The sequence below is a fragment of the Vreelandella massiliensis genome, from assembly GCF_900155385.1.
Lineage (GTDB): Bacteria > Pseudomonadota > Gammaproteobacteria > Pseudomonadales > Halomonadaceae > Vreelandella > Vreelandella massiliensis.
This window is the reverse complement of the sequence record NZ_LT699745.1, coordinates 263,819-281,038: the sequence shown is the minus strand read 5'-3', so window position 1 is coordinate 281,038 and position 17,220 is coordinate 263,819. Positions and strand designations below refer to the sequence as shown.

Sequence of the window (17,220 nt, the reverse complement as noted above, 5' to 3'; positions counted from 1 at the left end):
AGCATGACAAGGGCCATGGCAGGCATGGCCCAAGGTGCGCGTCAGCGCTTACTCGGCGCTGCCTTCTTCGCTACCGCCTTCTTCCGCGTCATCGCTGTCGCTTGCGCGAACTTTCATTTTAGTGATGCTGAGGATGGCGTTGTCGTGATCTTCACCGTGAGACAGGTCAACCGAGGTGACACCGGCCGGCAGGGTCAGGTCAGACAGGTGCAGGGTAGTGCCCAGCTCGACGGCGGAAATATCGATTTCCAGGTAGTCGGGCAGGTCTTTCGGCAAGCAGCTGATGGCCACTTCGTTTGCCAGGACGTGCAGCTCACCGCCTTGGTCTTTGATGCCCACGCAAGACTCTTCGCCCACCACGTGCAGCGGCACGTTCATGGTGATTTCGTGCGTCGCGTCAACGCGCAGGAAGTCAGCGTGGGTCAAAAGCGGCTTGAAGGGGTGACGCTGCAGGTCACGTACCACTACCTGCTCTTCGCTGCCTTCGATAACGAGCTTGATCACAGAAGAGAAGAAAGACTCGTCTTCGATCGCCTTGTAGAAAGCGGTCTTTTCAACGGAGATAGACTGCGGCGCTTTCTCGCCGCCGTAAACGACAGCGGGCACTTGCTGGTTCGCACGACGCAGGCGGCGGCTCGCACCTTTCCCCAGGTCGTGACGAACGGTGGCGTTAAGAATAAAATCAGACATTGAGGTTGCCTCTTAGTTAAAGTAAGGAAACGTCGCCGCCCGCGACCAGACGACGACGCTTCCAGGAGCTCGATCAGAGCTGTGGGTGTCAGCCGATTAGTGGAACATCGCGCTGACGGATTCCTCGTTACTCACCCGACGAATGGCTTCCGCGATCAAACCGGCCACGCTGAGCTGGCGAATGCGCCCGCTGCGGCGTGCGGTGTCTGAGAGCGGGATGGTGTCGGTCACCACCACTTCATCGAGCACGGAGTTGACGATGTTATCAACCGCCGGGCCCGACAAGATTGGGTGAGTCGCGTAGGCGACCACGCGCTTCGCGCCGTGGTCTTTAAGGGCCTCACCTGCTTTACACAGGGTGCCGGCAGTGTCGATCATATCGTCCACCACCACGCAGGTGCGGCCTTCAATTTCGCCAATGATATGCATGACTTGCGCTTGGTTCGCCTGCGGACGGCGCTTATCGATGATCGCTAGGTCCGCGTTAAGCTGTTTGGCGATAGCACGGGCGCGCACCACGCCGCCGACATCCGGGGAGACAACGACGAGGTCGCTATAGTTCTGGCGCTCGATATCGTCGAGCAGAATCGGTGAGCCGTAGACGTTATCGACCGGCACATCGAAAAAGCCCTGAATCTGGTCGGCGTGCAGGTCCATGGTCATGACGCGGTCAACGCCGGCCTTAACCATCATATCGGCGACCACTTTGGCGGAGATGGGTACCCGGGCGGAACGCACGCGACGATCTTGGCGTGCATAGCCGAAGTAGGGGAGTACCGCCGTGATCCGGGTTGCTGAGGCTCGACGCAGGGCGTCGACCATCAAGATCAACTCCATCAAGTTGTCGTTGGTCGGTGCACAGGTGGACTGCAGGATGAAAACATCCTTACCGCGCACGTTTTCATTGATTTCGACCGCGATTTCACCGTCGCTGAATTGGCCAACCGTGGCGTTACCCATACGGCTATCCAGACTCTCGGCAATCTTGTGAGCGAGTTCGGGATTAGCGTTCCCGGCGAAAACCATCAATTTTGACACGCGCAGCCACCTTTGCAGTGTTGGGGATCTTGGGAGAAAACGCGGTTTACCGTCGCAATGGCTGGGGTACCAGGATTCGAACCTGGGAATGCCGATACCAAAAACCGGTGCCTTACCACTTGGCGATACCCCATTAACATTCACGGTTGGGGGCGTTTAACCACCCAGAGCATCATGAAGAGGAGAGCGGTTAAGGCCCTTCGCTACCCATGTGGGAAAGCGTAGGGAAGCGTCGCGTGCGATTCGCTCGGCCGCTTGTTGCGTTGCAAACGCGGCAAAGACACAGGCACCCGTTCCCGTCAGTTGGCTACAAGCGTGCTGACTCAGCCAATCCAGCGCGGCCGCTATGGGCGGATAGCGCTTTTTGACCACCGCTTCGCAGTCATTGCGCCATGTCGGCGCTCCCCCCTGCAGTGCGCGCGCCATGGTAATGGGCGGTGTGTTGCGTGTCAATTGCGGATCTTGGAACACCCCCGGCGTGGAGACGCTCACCTCGGGATGGATAATCACAAACCAGGGCGTATCAAGAGTGACGGCGGTAAGCTTTTCGCCCACGCCCTCTGCCCAAGCCGAGTGGCCGTTGACGAACACCGGCACATCCGCGCCAAGCTGAAGGCCTAGGCTTGCGAGCTGATCCATGCCCAGGTTCAGCTGCCAGAGGTGGTTAAGACCGATGAGCACCGTCGCCGCGTTGGAGCTGCCGCCGCCCAGCCCGCCCCCCATGGGGAGGCGCTTGTCGATCGAGAGGCTAACCCCATAATCGCTATTAGTTGTCTGCTGAAGCAGGCGCGCCGCGCGGACGACGAGGTTGTCATCGTGAGGGACATCATCGATACCGTTCTCTAATACGATGCGCCCATCTTGGCGCGGGGTTAAGCCGATGGTGTCGCACAGGTCAACGAGTTGAAACAGCGTCTGCAGCTCGTGGTAGCCATCCTCACGCCGTTTGATGATGTTCAGAAGGCGGTTGAGCTTGGCTGGCGCCGGAAGATAGAGCGTCTCTGCCATGGGGTGACTTACTCCGAGCCAGGCTGCCAGCGGTTCACCACGAGGGTGATGCGCATATCACCGTACTGCATGGCCAGGCGGCGAGGTAACCATAATGCGTCGACTTGCTCCCAATCTCGATAGTCGATTTCCCAGCCATCCTGTTCCAAATGGAGAGGGAAGCCGTACTCGTCCGTTTCGAGTTGATAAGCACTGTCGTCATCGGGCAAGCCACGCACCCAGTCGGGCAGCGCGCGAATGGGCAGTGACCACCCCAGCTGCTCTTCCATCAGCGCCTCGGGTGTTTCTGCCTCGAACCGGCCCTCATTGTTGCTAAGCGAGAAGCGCCCGTCGCGGCCTTCAAGCATCGTACGCCCGCCTCCAAAGGGGCCGCTGATCAGCATGCGGAAGTAGTGCGGGTATTGGCTCCAATCCAGGTTCGCGCTGGTGGACTCCTGCGGCGTGCGCAAGCCCGCTTTGCCTATCAGCGACCAGGTTTCAAGCGCTTCCACGTCGCTTTTCTGAGCCTCCCACTGCCCCGCCTGGCGCCCGCTTTCATCGGTGGGTGTGGGGGTCGCGCAACCGTTAAGCAGTAAAAGGGTCAGTGCCACGGCGGTGAAACGCGGCGTGACGAAACGTGCGGGCGAAAAACGGCATGATAAGAGCATGGGGATTATTAACTCCTGAAACGGCAGGTAAAAACGCCAGATAAAAAGTAAAGGGGCGCTACGGTTGCGTCCCCTTTGGAGCGAGTTCCGGGTGGCGCTCTAGTAGCGCATCGATAACAGGGTGGTCGGTGGTATGCGCCATCACCTCACGCAGAATGGATCGCGCTTGCTCAAGGCGCCCCAGGGCGTGAAGGACCTCGGCGAGGTGGGCGGCGATCTCTTGGTCGGGCATTTGCGCGTAGGCGCGCTCAAGCCAGGGCAGGGCGCGTTCGGGTTCGCCTTGGCGATAATAGACCCAGCCAAGACTATCCATGACCGCCGGGTTATCGGGGTCGAGTTCATGGGCGCGCTCTATCATCGCCTGGGCTTCGTCCAGGCGTCCGCTGACGTTTTCATCCGCCAAGGTGTAGCCCAGGGCGTTGAGGGCCATGGCGTTGTCGGGGTCGTTTTCCAGCAACCGCTTTATGTCGGCTTCCATCTGCACGAGATCGCCTTGCTCCCAGGCGCGCATCGCCCGTTGATAGAGCAGGGCATTATCATCTGGGGTGCGCTCAAGCTCGCGATTCAAGAGTTCATCAGCTTCTTCTGTGCGGCCGAGTTCGTCGAGCATCTGCACTTCCAGCATGAGAAGGGCATTGAACTGCTCGTCAAAGCGCATCCGCTCAATGCGCAAGAACGCGCGGGCATCAAGCAGGCGGTCTTCGGCAATCAGCATGCGGGCGGCATTGGCGCGGGCAGGGATGAACTGCTCACCCTCTTTCACCTGGCGATAATAAAGAAGGGCGTTATCCACATCGCCTTCGGCCTCGGCGATGGCGCCGAGCAGGTAGTAGGCTAAATTCGGAATGTTCTCCTGGCCAATCAGCGGCTGAAGCAGCCGTTTTGCCGGGGCGCTGTGGCCCTCTTCTAGATAGAGCTGGGCGAGGGCGAGGCGTAAATCGTGGCTGCCGCCATGACGGTCTAACAGCGCGTCGGTCTGCGCCTCGGCGGCGCTGATATTATTAAGGCGAATCTCCGCCTGCGCGAGCAGCAAAATAAAGCGCACATCGCCGGGGTTGAGCTCAAGCCCGCGTTTGGCCGCTTGGCGGGCTTGCCCATACGCGTTGGTTTCAAGCGCCAGGCGCGCCTTGGCAAGCCACAGCGGTAAGGCATCAGGCGCTAAGGCTTGGGCCTTTTCGAGTCGCTCTCGGGCGGCTTGGGTTTCCCCGGTGCTCGCTTCGATAAGCGCGGTGGCGAGTAGGACATCGCTATGGTGAGGCAGTGCTTCAACGCCGGGCGTTGCCAGGTGTTCACGCAGGCGTATAAGCAGTGGTTCAAGTGGGACGCCCTCGGCCACGGCGAGTTCCGCCAGGGCGGTCAGTTCACCATCGTCGCCGGCCCGGGTCACCGCTAAGCGCTGCTCTAGGCTCTCAAGCCAGCGGCCTTGCTGTAGCGTAATCGCCGCCAAGAGACGGCTAGGCGCGCTATCGCCGGGGGCCAGTTCACGCCAGCGCTGTGCCGCGCTGCGCAAAAGCGTGGGAGAGTCGCTAAAGCGCGCGGCAAAGGTGGCGCGCTCGGCAAGCCGGGGGCTTGGGTAGCGCTTTGATGCCTCAAGATAGCCTTGCGTTGCCGCCGTGTAATTGCCGCGCTGACCGGCGAGTTCCGCGGTCAGCAGGGTGCTTAGCCCTTGTGCGTCCAGCCCACGGGTAATGGGAGGAGCCGAGTCCATAGGGTCGCTTAGCTGCGCACCTTCCACGCCACCGCCACTAAAGGGGGGCGCGAGCTGGCAGCCGCTGAGTAAAAATGTCGCACCAAGCGGCAATAGGGCGATAGTCAAGGCTCTCAAGCGAAGTGGCATGCGTGTCTCGATTCGGTGGCCGGTTGCTCAGCATAGCGGCTTGCTCGGTGATGGCAAAGTGGTGTGATCAGATCAAGGCGGGCTGTGATAGAATATTCGCCCGGTTAGCTTGCCTCGGCAAGCTTTTACCCACACGTTTAAGACCGACACACGAGCGAAGACGCACAACGCATGACGCTTCTTGCCCTGGGAATCAATCATCGTACCGCCACGGTCGCCGTGCGCGAGCAGGTGGCTTTTACGCCAACGCAGCTAGAGTGTGCGCTGGAAGAGTTACGCAGCCTGCCGCAAATCAGCGAGGCTGCGGTGCTGTCGACCTGCAACCGCACCGAGCTCTACTGCGTGACCGACGCCGCTGGCGAGCAAACCGTGCTCAACTGGTTGGGGCGTTTTCATAACTTGCGTGTCGACGATCTTGCCCGCTGCGCCTATCACTACCTCGATAACGACGCTGCCCGCCACTTGATGCGCGTGGCGGTAGGGCTTGATTCGATGGTGCTCGGTGAGCCACAAATACTCGGGCAGCTCAAAGAGGCCTACCAGCAAGCGCGCCAGGCGCGCGGTTTGGGCGGAGAGCTTGAGCGGCTTTTTCAGCATACCTTCGCCATTGCCAAGCAGGTACGCACCGAGACCGGTATTGGCAAAAACCCGGTATCGGTCGCCTATGCGGCCGTGAGCATGGCCAGCCGAATCTTCGATGACTTTAGCCGCTCCCGAGCCCTATTGATTGGCGCGGGAGAAACGATCGAGTTGGTGGCGCGGCATTTACACGAAGCCGGTGTGCGCAAGCTGACGGTCGCCAACCGCACCCGCGCGCGGGCCGAAAATATCTCCGCCGCCCTTGGGGGGGAAGCCATCACCCTAACCGAAATCCCTGAGGCGCTCATGGAGGCGGATATCGTGATCTCCTCGACCGCCTCGCCGCTGCCCATTGTGGGAAAGGGGATGATGGAGCGCGCGCTGAAAAAGCGCCGCCATCGCCCGGTGTTTATGGTCGATATCGCCGTTCCCCGGGATATCGAACCCGAGGTGGGCGAGCTTTCCGATGTCTTCCTTTATCCCGTGGACGATCTGCAAGAGGTCATCGAAGAGAACCGCCGCCATCGCCAAGTCGCCGCGGATCAAGCCGAATCGTTGATCGAGCACGGGGTCAGCCACTGGCAGCACGAGCGGCGAATCCGCAACGGCGGGGAGCTGATTCGCGAGTATCGCCGCCACGGTGAGGCCCTGCGCGATCTGTCGCGGGAGCAGGCCCTTGAGCGCTTAGCCCGCGGTGAAGATCCCGCGGCCGTTGTTGAGCGTCTCGCGCATCAGCTTGCTAACCGGCTGATGCACCAGCCCACCCAGTCCATTCGCGACGCGGCCTCCCAAGAGGAGCACGCGCTGCTCGACGCCGTCCCACGCCTTTTGATGCCGCCCAAACCCGCCTTTGAAACCCATACACCCGCGACCCCTCGCCGCCGAAAGGATAATACCCCCGCATGAAAGAGACGCTGCGCCAACGCCTAGACAGTTTTGTCGAACGTTTTGAAGAGCTTGCGATGTTGCTCGCGGAGCCCGAGGTCATTACCGATCAGGCACGCTTTCGTGACTACTCGCGCGAATACGCCGAGTTGGAGGAGCTGGTCGCGGCCTGGCAGCGCTATCGGCGCATTGAAAACGATATACAGGCGGCAGAGCAGCTCACCCGCGACAGCGACGCCGAGATGCGCGAGCTGGCGGAAATGGAAATAGAGGATGGACGCGAGAAGCTCGAGACACTGGAAGTCGAACTCAAGCGCTTGCTGGTGCCTAAAGATCCCGACGACAGCCGCAACGTTTTCCTCGAAGTGCGCGCGGGTACCGGCGGCGACGAAGCGGCGCTGTTTGCCGGCGATCTCTTTCGGATGTACTCACGCTATGCCGAAAAACGCGGCTGGCGGGTGGAGGTGGTCAGCGCCAATCACGGGGAAATGGGCGGCTATAAAGAGATTATTTCCCGGGTGAAGGGCGAGGGCGTGTATGCCCGCCTGAAATTTGAGTCCGGTGCTCACCGCGTGCAGCGCGTCCCCGCGACCGAATCCCAAGGCCGTATTCACACCTCCGCGTGTACCGTCGCGGTCATGCCCGAAGTCGAGGACGTGGGCGATATCGATATCAACCCCTCGGACCTACGCGTCGACACCTTCCGCTCCAGCGGCGCGGGTGGGCAGCACGTCAACACAACCGATTCCGCCATTCGCATTACCCACTTGCCCAGCGGTGTGGTGGTGGAGTGTCAAGAAGAGCGCAGCCAGCACAAAAACCGCGCCAAAGCGATGTCGCTACTGGCCGCCAAGCTCAAACAGAGCGCCGAAGATGCCCAGCGTCAGACGCAAGCGGATGCTCGTCGGTCGTTGGTGGGCTCGGGGGATCGCAGTGAACGGATTCGCACCTATAACTACCCCCAAGGGCGGATTACCGACCACCGCATCAATTTGACCCTCTACAAGCTCAACGAAGTGGTTAGCGGCGAGCAGCTGGATGATGTGATTGACCCGCTGATCCACGAATATCAGGCGGAGCAGCTCTCGGCGCTACAGGGCGGCGAATGACGCTGGATGCACTGCTCGCGGCCGCCACGGCGCGGCTTACCCAGGCCGGTTCAGCAACCCCGCGCCTCGATGCGGAACTGCTGCTGTGTCACGCCATTGGGCGCGATCGCACCTGGATTTACACCTGGGGGGATCGCCCCTGCGAGCGCTATCAGCACGCGCGATTCGCCGCCCTTGTCGCCGCTCGCGCGCAAGGGGAGCCGGTGGCTTATCTGATTGGCGCCCGTGAGTTCTGGGGCTTGGCGTTGATGACCTCACCGGAGACGCTGATTCCGCGCCCGGATACGGAAACCCTGGTTGAAGCCGCGCTCGCGCGGGCCACCACCTCAAGCGGCGCGCTGCTCGATCTTGGCACGGGCACCGGCGCCATTGCGCTTGCCTTCGCTTCTGAACGACCCCACTGGCAGGTCGTGGGCGTGGATATTCGCCCTGAGGCCGTGGCGCTTGCCAAGCGCAATGCCGCGCGACTCGGTATTACCAACGCCCGCTTTGCGCAGAGCGATTGGTTTAGCGCGTTAGCCGCTGACGACGAGACGCCCGGTTTCGATATTATCGTGAGTAACCCGCCCTATATCGCCGCGGATGATCCGCATTTAACTCGCGGCGATGTGCGCTTTGAGCCACGCTCGGCGCTGGTGGCAGGAAGTGCTGGCATGGCCGATTTGCTGCATCTGATTGAACGCGCGCAGGCGTTTCTGGCCGAGTCGGGCTGGCTGTTACTGGAGCATGGCCACACGCAAGCGGGCGGCGTTCGCGCCGCACTTCGCCAAGGCGGCTATCATAACGTTGAAAGCCTGCATGACCTGGCAGGGCACGAACGCGTTACGCTTGGGCGTTTAAGTCAGCCGAATTAATGACCGGAATGGATCCTGTAATGAAATCCAAAAACAGAACACTGGACCGCATTGACCTTAAAATCCTGCGCTGTTTGCAGGAGAACGCGCGTATTTCTTACGTCGACCTGGCATCTGAAGTGGGGCTTTCCACTACGCCATGCTTAGAGCGCGTTAAGCGCTTGGAGCGCACCGGTATCATTCGCGGCTATCAAGCTCTTCTCGACCCGCGGGCGCTAAAAGCTAATTTGCTGGTGTTCGTCGAAATCAGCCTGGAAACGCAGTCGCCGGCGGTATTCGATGAGTTTCGCCGCGCCGTTGAGACACTGCCGCAGATTCAGGAGTGCCATTTGGTCTCCGGCCAGTTCGATTACATTCTGAAGTGCCGGATTCCTGAAATGTCGGCGTATCGTCAACTTCTAGGCGATGTGGTGCTCACCCTGCCCGGGGTGAAAGAGTCAAAAAGCTACGTGGTGATGGAAGAGGTGAAAGAGAGCTTTAGTCTCCACGTTCCCGATATCGACGAGCTTGAAAGCAAGGGCTGAGGATAGCTAAGCGATGATGGACGACCAGGCGCTTTTGCGCTTTAGCCGCCAAATTATGCTGCCCGGGGTCGAGATCGATGGCCAAGAGCGCCTGCGCGCGGGCCATGCGCTGATTATCGGCGCGGGCGGGCTCGGCTCGCCGGTCGCGCTTTATCTTGCCGCCGCCGGGGTCGGCCGTCTCTCCATCGCCGATGCCGATGCGGTGGAAATTTCCAATCTACAGCGCCAAATTGCCCACCAGCAGGCGGATCTGGGGCGTAATAAAGCGGCCTCGGCGTGCGAGAGCGCCCGGGCGCTAAACCCCGAGTGCCAGGCGATCGCTATTGACGAGCACGTCACGGGGGAGGCGCTATCCGCGCTGGTGCAACGTGCGGACGTGGTGCTGGATTGTACTGATCGTTTCTCTAGTCGCTATGCGATTAACGCCGCTTGCCAGGCGGCGGGTGTGCCCTTGGTTTCTGGCGCGGCGATCCGCTTTTCCGGCCAGCTGGCGGTATTCGACCCGCGAGACCCCGAGTGCCCCTGTTACGCCTGTCTCTACCCACCCGATGAGAGCGGCGATGAGGCGCTCTCCTGCGCCGAAAGCGGTGTCATGGCCCCGCTGGTGGGGCTGATCGGCAGCTTTCAGGCCGTGGAGGCCTTCAAGCTGCTCAGTGGCGCCGGCCTGGCGCATACCGGTCTTTCCACCTTCGATGGACTAAGCGGCCAGTGGCGTCACTTTCAGGTGCCCCGCGACCCCGCCTGCCCGGTGTGCGCTAAGCGCGGAGCGTAAAATAAAAAAAGCCCGCTCGGCGAGCGGGCTGACGTCAGGGACGACGTCCAGGGGAACATTCGTTAGTCACGGGACGAGTATTAGTTGCGGATCAAATAGTCGAAAGCACCGAGCGAGGCTTTTGCGCCTTCGCCCATGGCGATAATGATCTGCTTGTACGGCACCGTGGTGACATCGCCGGCGGCAAATACGCCCGGAACGGATGTCATGCCATGGGCGTCGACAATAATCTCGCCGCGCGGACTCATCTCCACCAGGGAGCCCTTGAGCCACTCGGTGTTGGGCACAAGGCCGATCTGAACAAAGATACCTTCCAACGCCACGTGCTTGATCTCGTCGTTGGTGCGGTCTTTGTAGCTCAGGCCGTTCACACGGCTGCCGTCGCCGGTAACCTCGGTGGTCTGCGCGTTGAGAATGATATCGACATTCGGCAAGCTTTTGAGCTTCTTCTGCAGTACGGCATCGGCGCGCATTTCGCCCATGAACTCAATCAGCGTCACGTGGCCGACAATGCCGGCGAGGTCAATGGCGGCTTCCACACCCGAGTTACCGCCGCCGATGACCGCCACGTGCTTGCCTTTAAACAGCGGCCCGTCGCAGTGCGGGCAGTACGCCACGCCCTTGTTGCGGTACTCCTGCTCGCCGGGCACGTTCATTTCCCGCCAGCGTGCGCCGGTGGCCAGTACCAGGGTCTTGCTCTTAAGGGTCGCGCCCGATTCAAACGTGACCTGATGCAGCCCGCCTTCGTGCTCCGCCGGGGTGAACTTCACCGCGCGCTGCAGGCCCATCACGTCGACGTCGTACTCTTTGACGTGCTCTTCCATCGCGGCAACGAGCTTGGGGCCTTCGGTTTTGGCGACCGAAATAAAGTTCTCGATGCCCATGGTATCGGAGACTTGGCCGCCGAAGCGCTCGGCGGCAACGCCAGTGTTGATGCCTTTACGCGCTGAGTAAATCGCTGCCGCCGCACCGGCTGGGCCACCACCAACCACCAGGGTGTCGAACGCTGCCTTTTCGTTAAGCGCTTTGGCCTCGCGCTCAGCGGCACCGGTGTCGACCTTGGCCAGAATCTGCTCCAGGGTCATACGGCCCTGATCGAACGGCTTACCGTTCAAGAAGATGCTCGGCACCGACATGACTTCGCGGCGTTGGACTTCGTCTTGGAACAGCGCGCCGTCGATCGCCACGTGGCGGATTTTGGGATTGAAAATCGCCATTAGGTTCAGTGCCTGCACCACGTCAGGGCAGTTCTGGCACGACAGCGAGTAGTAGGTCTCAAACTGCATGTCGCTGTCGAGGGATTTGATCTGCTCCAGCGTCTCATCGGAGACTTTCGGCGGGTGGCCGCCGACTTGCAGCAGGGCCAGCACCAGCGAGGTGAACTCGTGACCCATGGGGATGCCGGCAAACACCACGCCGGTCTCTTCACCCGGGCGGTTGATCGCAAACGACGGCGTGCGCGCGTCTTGGCCGTCGGTGGAGAGAGAAATCTTGTCGGACAGGCCGTTGATCTCTTCCAACAAGCCGAGTAGTTCGCGTGACTTGTCACCGTCATCGAGGGACGCAACGATCTCGAACGGTTGAGTCACTTTTTCCAGATAAGCTTTCAACTGATTTTTTAGATTAGCGTCCAGCATGACAGTGCTTTCCTCGCAATGGCAACGATCAAAAAAGATAAACGTGGGGATAAAACACGAACTCTAAAGAGAACACCCGGGGAGCCCCGGGTGTCTCGCAAAGCCCGCTAAGCGCTCGAAACAGCGTAGGGCTTTGTCTTACGGTGAGGCGATAAGGTTGTCGTAACCTTAGATTTTGCCTACCAGGTCGAGAGACGGTGCGAGGGTCTCTTCGCCTTCTTCCCATTTGGCCGGGCAGACTTCGTTCGGGTTGGCACGCACGTACTGCGCCGCTTTCACCTTGCGCAGCAGTTCTTCAGCGTTACGGCCAATGTTGCCGGCATTGATCTCAACGATCTGGACTTTGCCGTCCGGGTCGACAACGAAGGTGCCGCGCTCGGCCAGGCCGTCTTCTTCGATCAGCACTTCAAAGTTGCGCGAGATCGTGAGCGTCGGGTCGGCAATCATCGGGAACTGCAGCTTACCGATGGTTTCAGAGCTGTCGTGCCACGCTTTGTGGGTGAAGTGGGTGTCGGTGGAGACGCTGTAGATTTCAACGCCTAGGCTCTTAAAGGCTTCATAGTTATCCGCCAGGTCACCTAGCTCGGTCGGGCAAACAAAGGTGAAGTCGGCCGGATAGAAGAAGAAGATTGACCATTGGCCCTTTAGGTTGTCGCTGGAAACATCAACAAACTCGCCGTTGTGGTAGGCAGTGGCTTTAAACGGCTTTACTTCGGTGTTGATAAGGGACATCGAGTTCATCTCCTTGTGGATTTAATACGCTACGACTTAAATGAGCTGCCATTTTAGTCGTAGAGGCGAAATAGCTGAAATTAAGAAATGCCATATAGTCGATAGAGGGTGACTATGTTGGCGATGTTGGTGCGCCCATACACCGTAAGAACGAGGGCGAGCCGGGCATCCGTACAGTGAATCAGTTACGATGATGCTATCAACCCATAGCCAAAAGTGAGAATGACGATGATTGTACGCCCATTAGCCGTTGCGGCTCTTTTCGCGCTGCCGTTGGCCGCTCAGGCTGAAACCCCCAATTTGACGCCGGGTAACTGGGAGTTTGTCAGTGTCACCCAGATCGATGCCGATATGGAAATTCCCGAGCAGACCGATACCGACCGCCAGTGTATTACCCAAGAAGAGCTCGATAGCGCGGATTTCGGTTTCATCGAAGAGGAAGAGGGCTGCGAGCTGCTAAACCAGGACATCAATGCCGATGGCCTCTCTTACAGCATGGTGTGCCGGGCCGATGGTGGCGAAGCCACTATCGACGGCGAAATGCGCTTCATGGGTGAGCGAGTCGAAGGCGACGTGGAAATTTTCACTCAGTCACCCATGGGCGAAATGACCATGAATACGCATATCGAAGGCGAGCGCATAGGTGACTGCTAAGCGCTCGAACTTCAGGGTGCGGTTAATGCCCTTCCGGTGCGTGCGCTAATTCGTTATCGAGGCGGGCTTTCACCGCACCCGGTGAACCTGTACGGCGGGCGAGCAGATCGTACGCCACCGGGACCACAAAGAGTGTGAAGAGCGTCGCGGCACCGACCCCTGCGATGATCACCGTACCAATGACCAGGCGTGATTCGGCACCCGGACCGCTGGAGATCACCAGCGGAATCGCGCCCGCCATGGTGGTTACCGCCGTCATCAAAATGGGGCGCAGGCGAGTAACGGCGGCTTCCACCAGGGCGTCGTGAAAGCTTACGCCCTGATCGCGTAGCTGGTTGGCAAATTCCACGATTAAAATCCCGTTTTTCGCCGCAAGTCCCACCAACATCACCAGCCCTACTTGGCTATAGATATTCAGCGACTGCCCGGTGAGATAGAGCGCGAGCAGGGCGCCGCTTATCGCCAACGGCACCGTGAGCATGATCACAAATGGATGCACGAAACTCTCGAACTGCGCGGCCAGCACCAAAAACACCACCAAAATGCCCAGCCCTAACAAAAATGTCGTCGCGCCGCTGGCTTCCTGGTAGTCCCTTGAGGCGCCTTTGACATCCGTTTGCGCTTCGGCGGGGAGCACCTCATTGACCGCTTCTTCGAGGTAGGTCAGCGCCTCGCCGAGCGAGTAACCGTCGGCCAGGTTGGCTTCAATGGTGACTGCCCGCAGCCGGTTGTAGCGATTCAGCGTACTAGGGCCGGCAAAGTCGGTCATGGTAACCAGGCTCGCCAGCGGAATCAGCTCATTTGAACGTGCCGAGCGCACTTGGATGTTTTCCAGCGCCCGGGGGCTTGGGTGGGCACCCGTTTCCCCTTCCAGAATCACCTCGTACTCCTGGCCATCATCGACATAGCGGGTAACGCTGCGCCCACCGAGCAGGGTTTCCAAGGTGCGGCCAATTTCGCTAATGGTTACGCCAAGCGCCGCGGCGCGGGTGTAGTCGATATCCACCCGCAGCTGCGGCTGGTTCTCTTCAAAGTCGCTCTCTAACCCGGTTAAGCGCGGGTTATCGCTTTCGATATGTTCCATGAGTGTATCGCGCCACTCGGCAAGCTGTTCATACGTACCGCCGCCGAGCACAAACTGCACGGGCTTTTCGGCACTGGAGCCAAAGCCCTGGCGCATTACCGGAAAGGCGCGCACGCCAGGGAGGTCGCTTAAGGTTTGACGAATTTCCTGCATGATCGGCCAGGCGCTGCGTCGGCTATCCCAGTCGGCCAAATTGACGATCACAAAGCCGCTGTTGAAGTTTTCGATGTTGCCCCAGCCGCGTGGCGCGCGCACCACCACGCGCTCGATTTCGCCTTTCTCCACCATCGGCAGTAAGCGCGCTTCGATTTCATCCATGTAGTCGAGCATGTAGTTGTAGGTCGCGCCGGGCGGGCCGTTGACGAGGACGAAAAAGTTACCGCGATCCTCCTGCGGGGTGTATTCGTTGGGCACTTCGGCGTTTAGCCATACCATGGCAGCCATCAACGCGGCAAAAAGCGCGACGACCAAAAAGCGTAGCGCGAGTACGCGCTTAAGCAGGCGGCGATACGCACTGCGGGTAGCGGTTAACACCGCTTGTACGGCGACGGCGATACGACTGTCATGCATATCGGCTTTAAGAATTTTCGACGCCATCATCGGCGTGAGCGTTAGCGCCAGAAGGCTCGATAGCGCCACGGCGGCTGCGAGGGTCAGGGCGAACTCCGAAAAAAGTCGACCAATATCGCCTTGCAAAAAGCTCAAGGGAACAAAGACGGCGATTAGCACCAGGGTGGTTGCAATCACCGCAAAGGCAATCTGACGTGAGCCGCGATACGCGGCGACCAGCGGGGATTCACCGTACTCCTGCATGCGTCGGTGGATATTTTCCAGCACCACAATGGCGTCATCCACGATCAGCCCTATGGCGAGTACCAGCGCGAGTAGCGTCAGCAAGTTGATGGTGAAGCCCATCATGGCTAGGGCGGCAAAGGCGCCGATGAGCGCGATGGGTACTGTCACGGCGGGGATTAAGGTGGTGCGAATATTGCCCAAAAAGAGAAAGATCACCACCACGACCAAGCTCATCGAGACAAACAGCGTGATCACCACTTCCTTGATCGCGCCGGATACGAATACCGAGGCATCGAAGTTCATGCCCAAGGTCATGCCATCGGGCAGGGTGTTCTGAAGGCGTTTCATCTCGGCGCGGGCGCCTTGGGAAATTTCCAGCACGTTGGCGGTGGACTGCTTCATTAACCCCAAGCCCACCATTGGCACGCCGTTACCGCGAAAAATAGTGCGCTCCTCGACCGCGCCGATTTCCACGCGAGCGACGTCATCCAGGCGAATCAAATAGCCGTTGTCGCTTTCCGCCAACACCAGTGAACGAAAGTCGGCGGGGGTGCTGAAGTTACGCGGCAGCCGGACGATGAATTGGCGCTCGCGTGATTCAATCGCCCCGCCGGGCAGCTCCACGTTTTCCTCGCGCAGAACCCGCTCCACGTCGCCCACGGTGAGTTTGCGGGCCGCCAGGGCGTTGGCGTCGAGCCAGACGCGCATGGCGTATTCACGCCCGCCACCCACGCGGACTTGGGCAACCCCGGGGAGTACCGAAAGACGATCGACCAGATAGCGGTCGGCGTAGTCGGTTAACTCGGCCATGCTGTAGTTTTCGCCTGAGAGGCTTAGCCACAGCACCACATCGGAGCTTGAGTCGGCTTTTTGCACTTCGGGTGGGTCGGCCTCTTCGGGGAGGTTATCGAGTGAGCCGGAAATGCGATCGCGAATATCGTTTGCCGCCGCGTCGATATCCATATCCAGGCTGAATTCGACGTTGATGCTGGAGCGCCCATCCTCGCTGCTTGATGAAATGACCTCGATGCCTTCGACCCCGGAAATGCGGTCTTCCAATAACTGCGTAATGCGCGTTTCGACGATGCTTGCCGAGGCACCGGGGTAGCGCGTATCAATGCCGACCACGGGGGGATCAATCGAGGGGTACTCTTGCAGTGGCAAGCGCTCAAGGGCGAGCAGGCCAAAGGCGACAATTAACGCGGCTAATACGGTCGCAAGTACCGGGCGCTGAACGGAAATGTCCGATAAACGCATCAGCGGCTCTCCTGGCGTATCAGCTCAGAGACGCTGGTCTCCTCATCGAGCACGCCAAGCAGGTCGGGCGTTTGGCCTTCACGCACGCGCTCGGTGCCGTGGGCAACGACCCAGTCGCCAGGTTCGAGCCCGGCGACGATCTCCACTTCACCCTCGCGCCGCGAACCGAGTGCTACCTCGCGCCAAGCAACGCGATTATTATCCTCGGCGTGCAGGTACCATACATAATGGGTCGCGCCTTCGGGCACGATGGCCGATTCCGGTATCACCAGCGCTTCTCGCGGTGCGGGCGCAAGCGTTACCTGCATGAGCATGCCCGGGCGTAAGCGCAGCAAGGGATTTTCGACTTCAGCGCGCACGGTAACACTGCGGGATACGGGGTCGACCCGGGTGCCGATTGTCGCGACCTCGCCTTCAAAGTCACTATTGGGGTAGGCCGCGCTAGTGGCAGTGAGGGTAAGCCCTGGAGAAAGCTCGCCGAGGTAGACTTCGGGGACGCTAAAGTCGAGCTGCATCACGTCAAGCTTATCCAGCGTGACCAGGTCCATGCCCGGTGTGACCAGGGTGCCAAGGCTAATATCGCGAAAACCGACACGACCGCTAAACGGGACTTCTATGCGGTAATTGGCTAAACGCGCTTCTAATGCTTCGGCCTCGGCGGTGGCTTGGCGTAAGCGCGCTTGATTGTCCTCGACGTCGGCGCGCGCCGAGAGGTTGCGCTCTTGCAGTTGCATAACGCGATTCAGGGCATTGCGCCGTTCATCCTCAAGCGCACGGGCGGCGCGGAGTTGCGCGCGTTCTTCGGCATCGTTGAGTTGAATCAGATGTTGCCCGGCTTCCACGAGCTCGCCATCACGAAAGTTTATCTCCATCACCGTATCCGTCACTGTGGTAGAGAGCGTGATGCTTTCGTCTGCTCGTAGGGTACCCAGCGCGTCGATCGGATCTGACCAACTTTTCAACGTGGCGCTTGCGGCGATAACTGGCGGGGGCGATTGTGCCCACGCAGCACTGCTCGGCAATATAGCGCCAAGGGTGAATAACAAGACAAATGCCAGCGTTAAGCGCTGAGCATCACGAGAAGGGGTACGTTGCATGAGCGTCTCAACGAGTTGCAG

Annotated in this window: 15 protein-coding genes and 1 tRNA gene; 6 read left to right on the top strand and 10 right to left on the bottom strand. The window is 59.8% G+C overall.

Annotated elements, in window-relative coordinates; all coding sequences use genetic code 11:
• Positions 1-48: 48 nt before the first annotated feature.
• The 6 genes from BQ9846_RS05935 to BQ9846_RS05910 all read right to left on the bottom strand — a co-directional run bounded on the left by BQ9846_RS05935 (position 49) and on the right by BQ9846_RS05910 (position 5,220).
• Positions 49-690, bottom strand: coding sequence for a 50S ribosomal protein L25/general stress protein Ctc (locus BQ9846_RS05935; RefSeq protein ID WP_075879765.1), 642 nt, complete (start codon positions 688-690; stop codon positions 49-51).
• Between the two features lie 96 nt (positions 691-786).
• Positions 787-1,728 carry a ribose-phosphate pyrophosphokinase gene (locus BQ9846_RS05930; protein ID WP_210433173.1) on the bottom strand — a complete coding sequence of 314 codons (942 nt, stop codon included), beginning with the start codon at positions 1,726-1,728 and terminating at the stop codon, positions 787-789.
• Positions 1,729-1,786: 58 nt separating this feature from the next.
• Positions 1,787-1,861 (bottom strand) — tRNA-Gln (locus tag BQ9846_RS05925).
• A 23-nt stretch (positions 1,862-1,884) separates the two neighbouring features.
• On the bottom strand, positions 1,885-2,736 hold the full coding sequence (gene ispE, locus BQ9846_RS05920; protein ID WP_075879762.1) for a 4-(cytidine 5'-diphospho)-2-C-methyl-D-erythritol kinase: 852 nt from the start codon (positions 2,734-2,736) through the stop codon (positions 1,885-1,887).
• A gap of 8 nt (positions 2,737-2,744) precedes the next feature.
• A complete protein-coding gene (gene lolB, locus BQ9846_RS05915; RefSeq protein ID WP_075879759.1) occupies positions 2,745-3,383 on the bottom strand; it encodes a lipoprotein insertase outer membrane protein LolB in 639 nt (212 codons plus the stop codon).
• Between the two features lie 58 nt (positions 3,384-3,441).
• Positions 3,442-5,220: a tetratricopeptide repeat protein gene (locus BQ9846_RS05910; RefSeq protein ID WP_075879756.1), complete on the bottom strand. Its 1,779-nt coding sequence runs from the start codon at positions 5,218-5,220 to the stop codon at positions 3,442-3,444.
• 171 nt (positions 5,221-5,391) lie between these two features.
• Between BQ9846_RS05910 and hemA the strand changes: the two genes are divergently transcribed.
• From hemA to BQ9846_RS05885, 5 genes are read left to right on the top strand one after another with little or no spacing between them, the layout of a single operon-like run.
• Positions 5,392-6,705 carry a glutamyl-tRNA reductase gene (gene hemA, locus BQ9846_RS05905; protein ID WP_075879753.1) on the top strand — a complete coding sequence of 438 codons (1,314 nt, stop codon included), beginning with the start codon at positions 5,392-5,394 and terminating at the stop codon, positions 6,703-6,705.
• On the top strand, positions 6,702-7,793 hold the full coding sequence (prfA, locus tag BQ9846_RS05900) for a peptide chain release factor 1 (protein ID WP_075879750.1): 1,092 nt from the start codon (positions 6,702-6,704) through the stop codon (positions 7,791-7,793). Before hemA ends, prfA begins: the two co-directional genes overlap by 4 nt.
• Positions 7,790-8,647 (top strand): peptide chain release factor N(5)-glutamine methyltransferase, encoded by an 858-nt coding sequence (gene prmC / locus BQ9846_RS05895; protein ID WP_075879748.1) that lies wholly within the window; start codon positions 7,790-7,792, stop codon positions 8,645-8,647. The genes prfA and prmC overlap by 4 nt, the downstream gene beginning before the upstream one ends.
• A 20-nt stretch (positions 8,648-8,667) precedes the next feature.
• Complete coding sequence (locus tag BQ9846_RS05890) at positions 8,668-9,171, top strand: Lrp/AsnC ligand binding domain-containing protein (protein WP_075879744.1); 504 nt, start codon at positions 8,668-8,670, stop codon at positions 9,169-9,171.
• Positions 9,172-9,184: 13 nt separating this feature from the next.
• Entirely contained in the window at positions 9,185-9,943 is a 759-nt protein-coding gene (locus tag BQ9846_RS05885; protein WP_075879742.1) for a HesA/MoeB/ThiF family protein, read from the top strand.
• An 80-nt stretch (positions 9,944-10,023) separates the two neighbouring features.
• Here BQ9846_RS05885 and ahpF read toward each other — a convergent pair whose 3' ends face one another.
• Both ahpF and ahpC read right to left on the bottom strand, forming a co-directional pair.
• Positions 10,024-11,580 (bottom strand): alkyl hydroperoxide reductase subunit F, encoded by a 1,557-nt coding sequence (ahpF, locus tag BQ9846_RS05880; RefSeq protein ID WP_075879740.1) that lies wholly within the window; start codon positions 11,578-11,580, stop codon positions 10,024-10,026.
• A gap of 168 nt (positions 11,581-11,748) precedes the next feature.
• Positions 11,749-12,312, bottom strand: a complete 564-nt coding sequence (gene ahpC, locus BQ9846_RS05875; RefSeq protein WP_075879738.1) for an alkyl hydroperoxide reductase subunit C — start codon at positions 12,310-12,312, stop codon at positions 11,749-11,751.
• A 228-nt stretch (positions 12,313-12,540) separates the two neighbouring features.
• On the opposite strand from ahpC, the gene BQ9846_RS05870 reads away from it, so the two are divergent.
• Positions 12,541-12,966 (top strand): DUF3617 domain-containing protein, encoded by a 426-nt coding sequence (locus BQ9846_RS05870; protein WP_075879736.1) that lies wholly within the window; start codon positions 12,541-12,543, stop codon positions 12,964-12,966.
• Positions 12,967-12,988: 22 nt separating this feature from the next.
• Here the strand turns inward: BQ9846_RS05870 and BQ9846_RS05865 are convergent, their stop codons facing one another.
• Together BQ9846_RS05865 and BQ9846_RS05860 are read right to left on the bottom strand one after the other, a co-directional pair.
• Positions 12,989-16,102: an efflux RND transporter permease subunit gene (locus tag BQ9846_RS05865; protein ID WP_075879734.1), complete on the bottom strand. Its 3,114-nt coding sequence runs from the start codon at positions 16,100-16,102 to the stop codon at positions 12,989-12,991.
• Positions 16,102-17,199, bottom strand: a complete 1,098-nt coding sequence (locus BQ9846_RS05860; RefSeq protein ID WP_075879732.1) for an efflux RND transporter periplasmic adaptor subunit — start codon at positions 17,197-17,199, stop codon at positions 16,102-16,104. The genes BQ9846_RS05865 and BQ9846_RS05860 overlap by 1 nt, the downstream gene beginning before the upstream one ends.
• Between the last annotated feature and the right edge of the window lie 21 nt (positions 17,200-17,220).